Below are 6,233 nucleotides of genomic sequence, written 5' to 3' on the forward strand. Positions count from 1 at the left end.
CCTTCTGGCCCCTCCGCCCCGCTCATGCGCCTCCCGGCCTCCCCCACTACTGGATCCGGACATCAATTCGTTCGGACTGATCACCCTGCCCGAGGAGAAGCGGGCGTCGTACCGCGTACGCGCCTTCGTCTACGGCGAGCAGTCCAACGTCGTTCATCTCAGGACGGGTTCGGACCCGACGGCGTAACCCCCGCCCTGATCGGGGCACCCGCGTGGTGCAGGCTGCGCAGAGCCTGGCTGTACGAGGTGATCAGGCTGGTCTCCAGATAGCTGATGCCCAGCTCCTCGCAGTGCTGCCGGACGATCGGCTGCGCCTCGCGCAGCTGCGGGGACGGCATGTTCGGGAACAGGTGGTGCTCGATCTGGTAGTTGAGCCCGCCGAGGGCGATGTCGGTGAACCAACCGCCGCGCACATTGCGGGAGGTGAGCACCTGGCGCCGGAGGAAGTCCGGGCGGTCGTCGCCGGACAGGGTGGGCATTCCCTTGTGGTTGGGCGCGAAGATCGAGCCCAGGTAGAGACCGAAGAGGCACTGGTGGACGGCGAGGAAGGCGATCGCCTTGCCGGGCGGCAGCACGACGAACAGCGCTCCGAGGTAGACCGCGAAGTGCGTGAAGAGCAGGACGCCCTCCGAAGTCCGCTGCTTCAGAGAGCGGTTGGCCAGCGCGCGTACGCCGGCGACATGCAGGTTGAAGCCCTCAAGGGTGAGGAGCGGGAAGAACAGGAAAGCCTGCGAACGCCCGATGAGGCGGGGAAGCCCCTTGGCATCCTTGGCCTGCCCCTGGGTCCATACGAGGATGTCGGGAATCACATCCGGGTCCAACTCCTCGTGGTTGGGGTTGGCATGGTGCCTGGAGTGCTTGTCCTGCCACCAGCCGTAGCCCATGCCGATGGCCAGATTCCCGGCGATCTTGCCGGCGCGGACGCTGGCCTTGCGCAGCCGGAAGACCTGACGGTGGCCCACATCGTGGGCGACGAGCGCGACTTGGCCGAAGACGACGGCGAGGAAGGCGGCGACGGCGAGCGTCCACCAGCTGTCGCCGACGAGCGCGAAGGCGACCCAGCCGCCGGCGAACAGAGCGGCGACGATGCCCAGGCGCAGGGTGTAGTACCAGGGGCGCCGTCGCATCAGACCGGCTGCCATGATCTTCTTGGAGAGGCGCGCGAAATCGCTGCCCGTTTCCCTGCACGCCTGATTCGCGGCCTCACCCGCGAAATCGGCGCCTGGTTCCAGTACCGCGGAATCATCCACGGTACTGGCGGTGTTGACTGACATGCGGCCACGCCTTTCGAATGTGTCACGACCGTGTGCCGGTGTATGACGGCTCGGCAGGCAGGGTGGCTGGTGAGGAACACAAGCCCAGGGGGACGTCGCTGCCGGTCGTGGACGGGTGGGCAACTGCGGCACACAGCCCGATGACTGTGTGCGGGTCGGAAGTGGACCACTCCGGCGACGCGACAACTGGGTATGGCCGCTGCGAATGCCGCTGACATCCTCACCGAGGACCAGTGCTGCTGCCCACACTCATGGGGCAGCGGGTAGTCAGGGGCTGGGGCCTCCTGCGGGTAAGTGTAACCTGCGCGCGAATTGTGCTTCTTACACCGCATGAACAAGTGCCCGCAAACAGTTTCTGAACAGCGCGGATACGGCTCCGAGGAGTTCCCCGCGCGACTCGGCGGGTAATAATTTTGCAGAGCCTGCATATTTGCATACCATGCAAAGTGTGACGACCAAGGGTCCCCGGGCAGGTCTCCGGGAGCGCAAGAAACAGGCCACGCGCGCGGCGCTGGCCGAGGCAGCCGTACGCCTGGCCGCCGAGCACGGGGCGGAGAACGTCACCGTCGAGGCCATCAGCAACGCCGCCGGTGTCTCCCCGCGGACGTTCTTCAACTACTTCGACAGCCACGACGACGCGTTCGTCATGGCGGATCCCGACATCGGGAAACGCATCCGGCGTGCGATCCGGGACGCCCCCGCCGAGCTGTCTCCCCTCGAAGCGGTACGTGAGGCCATGGCCGGCGAGCTGGCCGACCTCGAACGACAGCACGAGTTCTGGAGCCTGCGCGCCAAGGTCCTGCAGAAGTCCCCGCATCTGCTCGCCCGGGGCCTCGGCCTGCACATGGCCGAGGAGCGCGACATGGCCCGGACGATCGCCTGCCGGCTCGGCCCCAGCGCCGGTACGGACATCACGGCCGGTACGGAGGCGGGGACCCGTACCGGAACGGGCGCCGAAGCCAAGCCCTGCGACGACGCCGACATCGAGCTCTACCCCAGGCTGCTCGCCGCGGTCGCCGGCACCGCCGTACGCGTCGCCATCGAGCACTGGTACGCCCACTCCCCGCCGATGGCGTTCCCCGGGATCTTCCGGGACGTCTTCACGCACCTGTCCGCCGGGCTGCCCCAGCCGGCCCCACAGACCGACGACCGTCCGTCCGACGGCCGTTCCACGGAATCGTAAGAAGGCCACCTTGACCGCAATCGAGGCGCCCGACCAGGCGCCCACCTCCATGACCAACCGACAGATCCTCCAGGCCATGTCGGGACTTATGGCCGGCATGTTCGTCGCCATCCTGGCGGGCACCGTGGTGGCCAACGCGCTGCCGCGCATCATCGCCGACCTGGGCGCCAGCCAGTCCGCGTACACCTGGGTCGTCACGTCCGAACTGCTCGCGATGACCGCGACGGTGCCTCTGTGGGGCAAGCTCTCCGACCTCTACAACAAGAAGCTGCTGCTCCAGCTCTCGCTCGGCATGTTCGTCGTCGGCTCGCTGCTGGCCGGTTTCTCGCAGGGCGTCGAACTGCTCATCTTCAGCCGGGTGATGCAGGGCATCGGCGCCGGCGGTCTGACCGCGCTCGCACAGGTCGTGATGGCGGCCGTGATCCCGCCGCGCCGGCTGGGCAAGTACGCCGGCATGTTCGGCGCGGTGTTCGCCGTCGGCACCGTCGCCGGACCGCTGGTCGGTGGCGTCATGGTCGACACCTCGTGGCTCGGCTGGCGCTGGTGCTTCTTCATCGGTGTGCCGTTCGCGCTGCTGGCGATCGCGCTGCTCCAGCGCACGCTGCACCTGCCCACCGTCCGCAGGGACGTGAAGATCGACTACCTGGGCGCGTTCCTGATCGTCGCCGGTGTCTCGGCGATCCTCATCTGGACCTCTCTGGCGGGCAACCAGTTCGACTGGGCGTCCTGGCAGACGGCCGCGCTGACCGGCGGTGGTGTGCTGCTGCTCGTCGCCGCGGTCTATGTGGAGGCCCGGGTGCCCGAACCGGTCATCCCGCTCACCATCTTCCGCAACCGCACCGTCACGCTGACCACGATCGCGAGCCTGCTCGTCGGTGTCGCGATGTTCGGCGGCACCGTCTTCCTGTCGCAGTACTTCCAGATCGCCCTCGGCAAGTCGCCCACCGTGGCGGGGCTGATGGGTCTGCCGATGATCCTGGGTCTGCTCGTGTCGTCCACGGTCGCGGGCCAGATCATCAGCGCCACCGGTAAGTGGAAGGTGTATCTGATCGCGGGCGGCATCACCATGACCGCCGGTCTGGCCATGCTGTCGACCATCGACGCCAACACCGGCTTCGGGCTGCTCAGCCTTTACATGGCCGTGCTCGGAATCGGCGTCGGTCTGCTGATGCAGAATCTGGTCCTCGCGGCCCAGAACGACGTCCCCGCCGCGGAGTTGGGCGCCGCCACCTCCGTACTGTCGTTCTTCCGCAGCATGGGCGGCACGATCGGCACCAGCGTCCTGGGGGCGATTCTCGCCAACCGGGTGGCATCCGAACTGGCCAAGAGCCTGGGCACGGAGGGGACGGCGTCCGGCGGATCGAGCGATTCCGTGCCGGACGTGACGAAGCTCCCGGCGCCGATGCGGGAGATGGTCGAGCACGCGTACGGTCTGGCGACGGCGGACCTGTTCCTGGTGGCCGCCCCGTTCGCGCTGCTCTCTCTGGTGGTCGTGCTGTTCATCAAGGAGAAGCCGCTGAAGACGACCAGCGGTATGGAACGGCTCGCCGAGGAGGCCAAGCAGGCGGTGGCGGACGGCGACAAGCCGTCGTCGCCGGCGCCCGTGAGCTGAGTCCGGCGGGACCGTCCGAGGGCGGTCGTTCTTCTCGTCGCCGTCCGGCGGCGGGCGGAGCGACCGCCCTCACCCGTGTTCCGGCCCGTGATCACGCGATCACGGGCCGAATGTGGTCTGGCGCCCGCCGCGCGTGGCGGCTTGGCTGGCAACCGTACGGACACCAGTACGCCTTCCCCCAGCGCCTAGGACTTCAGATGAGTACCGGTACGTCTTCCCCGACCGGCCAGGACACGCCCGCGCCGCGCCTGTCCGCCACGCCGGTGCCCGGCCCCAGGCAGCTGCCGCTGATCGGCAATCTGCCGGCCTTCTCGCGCGACCCGCTCGGCTTCTTCGCCAGGCTGCGCGGCCACGGCGACGTCGTCTCCTGGCGGCTCGGCCCGCAGCGCGCGCTGTTCCTGTCGCAGCCCGAGCACATCGGGGAACTGCTCACCGGGGTCGAGACGGACTACCGCCACCCCGAACTCGGCTGGGCGTTCAAGCTGGTGCTCGGCGAGGGTGTCGTCACCTCCGAGGGCGCCGCGTGGCGCCGTAAGCGCGCGCTGGTCCAGCCGGTGGTCCGGCCCCGGCAGGTGCGGGCCTATGCGGAGACCATGGTCGACTGCGCGTCCTCGCTGGCCGACACCTGGCAGCCGGGCGGCCACATCGACGTACGGCGGGACATGCTGGGCCTGACGCAGCGCATCGCCGTACGGACCCTCTTCGGCACGGACACGGCGGGCCGCGAGAGCACGATCGGGCCGGCCATGGACATCGCGCAGGCGGCCATCGGCGCGGAGTTCCGGGGTCTCACGCTCTTTCTGCCGCCGTGGATCCCGACGCCGGGACGGCAGCGGCTCAAGAAGGCCGTCGCGGTCATCGACAGCGAAGTGAGCCGGGTGACCGAGGAACGGCACCGCAACGGCGCCGACCGCGACGACCTCCTGAGCAGGCTGCTCGCCGCCCGCGACGAGCAGGGCGACCGGCTGACGGACAAAGAGATCCGGGACGAGGCTGTCACCCTCTACATCGGCGGCCACGAGACGACCGGTACGACGCTGACCTGGGCCTGGTACCTGCTCTCGCGCAATCCGGAGGCACGGCGGCGGCTGGCCGACGAGCTGGCCACCGTTCTCGGCGGCCGTACGCCCGGCTTCGACGACTTCAAGGAGCTGCGCTGGACGGAGCAGATCATCAGGGAGACGCTGCGGCTCTATCCGCCCGTGTGGCTGATGACGGGCATCGCGAAGGAGGGCTCGACGCTGGGCGGGCGGGCGGTCTCGGAGGGGACAGTGCTCTGGGCGAGTCAGTGGAGCGCGCAGCGCGACGAGCGGTGGTTCGCCGAGCCGGACGCCTTCCGGCCCGAGCGGTGGGACGAGGGGGCGACGCCGGTGCCGGACCACGCGTGGTTCCCGTTCGGGGGTGGCGCCAGGGCCTGTCTCGGGGCCCGCTTCGCGACGGTCGAGGCGGTGCTGGTGCTCGCCACGCTCGCGCAGCGGTTCCGTCTTGACCTGGACCCGGGTGAGATCCCGCCCAAGACGGGCCTCACGCTCCAGCCGGGGCGTCCGGTGCGGGCGACGCTGCGGAGCGCCTGACTGCTCGCCGGGTCCGTCCCCGTGGGCGGGCCCGGCGGCTCGATCCGGGGGCGCGTGGGCACGGCACTACGATCGGCCGCATGGACATCGCAGGTGCGCGCCCCGGTCATGACGCGGTCCCCTCCGCCGGAGCCGGCCGGGAGTACTTCGCCGCCGATCCGACCGCGCGGAGCCTGGGCATCACCCTCGTGGACACCGGTCCGGGCTGGGCGACCCTGCGGATGAGCGTGCGGGCCGACATGGTGAACGGGCACGGCACGGCCCACGGCGGTTATCTCTTCCTCCTCGCGGACAGCGCCTTCGCGTGCGCGTGCAACAGCCATGGCCCGGTGACCGTCGCGGCGGGCGCCGACATCGACTTCGTACGTCCGGCTCACGAGGGGGATGTCCTGACCGCGACCGCGCGGGAGCGGACCCGGCTCGGGCGCGGTGGGATCTACGACGTCAGTCTCACGCGCGGGGACGAGGTGCTGGCCGAGTTCCGTGGGCGCAGCCGCGCATTGCGCGGCTGACACGGTCGCTCCTTCAGGGTCCGTGCACGAAAGGGGGGCCCGCATCCGGGGCGGGATGGGGCCCCGCGTGGTGGGGGT

5 protein-coding genes and 1 pseudogene are annotated in these 6,233 nt (G+C 69.6%); 5 read left to right on the plus strand and 1 reads right to left on the minus strand.

The annotated features are described in order from the left end of the window. A pseudogene (locus tag ACFWV8_RS35540) lies at positions 1-187 on the plus strand (fibronectin type III domain-containing protein); the annotation flags it as partial. Here the strand turns inward: ACFWV8_RS35540 and ACFWV8_RS35545 are convergent. After that, on the minus strand, positions 159-1,232 hold the full coding sequence (locus tag ACFWV8_RS35545) for a fatty acid desaturase family protein (RefSeq protein ID WP_384214108.1): 1,074 nt from the start codon (positions 1,230-1,232) through the stop codon (positions 159-161). The pseudogene ACFWV8_RS35540 and the gene ACFWV8_RS35545 overlap by 29 nt on opposite strands. A gap of 481 nt (positions 1,233-1,713) precedes the next feature. Here ACFWV8_RS35545 and ACFWV8_RS35550 point away from each other — a divergent pair, with 481 nt between their 5' ends. The 4 genes from ACFWV8_RS35550 (at position 1,714) to paaI (ending at position 6,155) form a co-directional block, all read left to right on the plus strand. Continuing rightward, on the plus strand, positions 1,714-2,457 hold the full coding sequence (locus ACFWV8_RS35550) for a TetR/AcrR family transcriptional regulator (protein ID WP_384214095.1): 744 nt from the start codon (positions 1,714-1,716) through the stop codon (positions 2,455-2,457). A 49-nt stretch (positions 2,458-2,506) separates the two neighbouring features. Then, positions 2,507-4,069 (plus strand): MDR family MFS transporter, encoded by a 1,563-nt coding sequence (locus ACFWV8_RS35555; protein ID WP_384214111.1) that lies wholly within the window; start codon positions 2,507-2,509, stop codon positions 4,067-4,069. 197 nt (positions 4,070-4,266) lie between these two features. After that, complete coding sequence (locus ACFWV8_RS35560; protein ID WP_384214098.1) at positions 4,267-5,643, plus strand: cytochrome P450; 1,377 nt, start codon at positions 4,267-4,269, stop codon at positions 5,641-5,643. Positions 5,644-5,723: 80 nt separating this feature from the next. Then, positions 5,724-6,155 carry a hydroxyphenylacetyl-CoA thioesterase PaaI gene (gene paaI, locus ACFWV8_RS35565; RefSeq protein WP_384214102.1) on the plus strand — a complete coding sequence of 144 codons (432 nt, stop codon included), beginning with the start codon at positions 5,724-5,726 and terminating at the stop codon, positions 6,153-6,155. Positions 6,156-6,233: the final 78 nt, after the last annotated feature.

Source organism: Streptomyces sp. NPDC058665, assembly GCF_042714995.1.
Taxonomy (GTDB): Bacteria; Actinomycetota; Actinomycetes; order Streptomycetales; family Streptomycetaceae; genus Streptomyces.